Below are 2,004 nucleotides of genomic sequence, written 5' to 3'. Positions count from 1 at the left end.
GTGCAGCACTCGGCGGGCTCGGGCAAGACCAATTCCATCGCCTGGACAGCCCACTTTTTGGCCGAACTGCACGACGCGCAGCACGCCAAGCTGTTTGACACGGTGCTGGTGGTGAGCGACCGCAACGTGATCGACGCGCAGCTGCAAGAAGCGCTGTTTGACTTTCAGCGCACCAGCGGCGTGGTGGCGACCATCAAAAATGCCGACGGCAGCAAGAGCGCGGCGCTGGCCGAGGCGCTTTCGGGGCAGAAGAAGATTGTGGTCTGCACCATCCAGACCTTTCCGTTCGCGCTGGAGGCGGTGCGCACGCTGGCTGCCACCCAGGGCAAGCGCTTTGCGGTGATTGCCGACGAAGCACACAGCTCGCAAACCGGTGAAGCAGCCAGCAAGTTGAAAGCGGTGCTCTCGATCGAAGAGCTGGCCGAGCTGCAAGACGGCGGCGAGGTCAGCACGCAAGACCTGCTGGCCGCGCAGATGGCCACCCGCGCCGACACGCCCGGCATTACCTTTGTGGCCTTTACCGCCACGCCCAAGAACAAGACGCTGGAGCTGTTTGGCACATGCCCCGACCCCACGCGCAAACCGGCGGCGGACAACATCCCCGCGCCGTTCCACGTGTATTCCATGCGCCAGGCGATTGAGGAGGGCTTCATCCTCGACGTGCTGCAAAACTACACGCCCTACCACCTGGCGTTCAGGCTGGCCCACGAGGGCAAGGAGCTGAACGAACAGCAGGTGGAGCGCAGCGCCGCCATGAAGGGCATCATGCGCTGGGTGCGGCTACACCCCTACAACATCGCGCAAAAGGTGGAGGTGGTGGTAGAGCACTACCGCGCCTTCGTGGCCCCGCTGCTGGGCGGCCAGGCCAAGGCCATGGTGGTGGTGGGCAGCCGGCTAGAGGCAGTGCGCTGGCAGCGGGCGGTGCAGCGCTACATCAAAGACCGGGGCTACACGCTGGGCACGCTGGTGGCGTTCTCGGGTGAGGTGCAAGACGCGGAGGCAGGGGAAGATGCCTTGACTGAGAACAGCCCGGCGCTGAACCCGAACCTGAAAGGCCGCGACATCCGCGAAGCCTTCAAGGGCACGGAATACCAAATTTTGCTGGTCGCCAACAAGTTCCAGACCGGCTTTGACCAGCCCCTGCTGTGCGGCATGTATGTGGACAAGCGCCTGGCGGGCATCCAGGCGGTGCAGACCCTGAGCCGCCTGAACCGCGCCCACCCCGGTAAAGACACCACCTACGTGATCGACTTTGTGAACCAGCCCGCCGAGGTGCTGGCCGCTTTTAAGACCTACCACACCACCGCCGAGCTGTCGGCCACCACCGACCCCAACCTGGTCTTCAACCTGCGCGCCAAGCTGGACGCAGCAGGGCACTACGACGACTTCGAGGTGCATCGCGTGGTGCAGGTAGAGCTGGACCCCAACGCCCGCCAGGGCGAGCTGGTGGCCGCACTGGAGCCCGTGAGCGACCGCGTGCTGAAACGCTACAAGGCGGCGCAAGTCGTACGCAATGCAGCGCAAACCAAGTCCGACACCAAAGCCGCCCAGGACGAGATGGACGCCTTGCAGCTGTTCAAGGCCGACATGGCGGCGTTTTTGCGGCTGTACACGTTTTTGTCGCAAATCTTTGACTACGGCAACACCGCCATCGAGATGCGCGCCATCTTCTACAAGCGGCTGCTGCCGCTGCTGGAATTTGGCCGCGAGCGCGAAGGCATCGACCTGAGCAAAGTGGTGCTCACCCACCACCACCTCAAAAACCAGGGTAAAGCCAATATGCCGCTGGCGGCGGGCGCGGCGATACCGCTGCAGCCCATTACCGAGGCAGGCAGCGGCAGCGTGCAAGAAAAGCAAACCGCCTACATGGCCGAGCTGATAGAGAAGCTGAACGACCTGTTTGGTGCCGACACCAGCGCGCAAGACCAACTGAGCTACGTCAACAGCACCATTTTTGGCAAGGTGGCCGAATCCACCACCTTGCAGCAACAGGCCCGCAACAAC

At 63.2% G+C, this 2,004-nt stretch carries 1 protein-coding gene; it reads left to right on the top strand.

Features of this window, described 5'->3' with window-relative positions:
* Positions 1-2,004, top strand: a 2,004-nt coding sequence (locus ABI213_RS21115; RefSeq protein WP_348028539.1) for a DEAD/DEAH box helicase family protein, incomplete at both ends; no start/stop codon positions are given.

The sequence above is a fragment of the Rhodoferax sp. genome, assembly GCF_039922535.1.
Classification (GTDB): domain Bacteria; phylum Pseudomonadota; class Gammaproteobacteria; order Burkholderiales; family Burkholderiaceae_C; genus Rhodoferax_B.
Note: the sequence above shows the minus strand (reverse complement) of the source record. Positions and strands in the feature narration are given on the sequence as shown.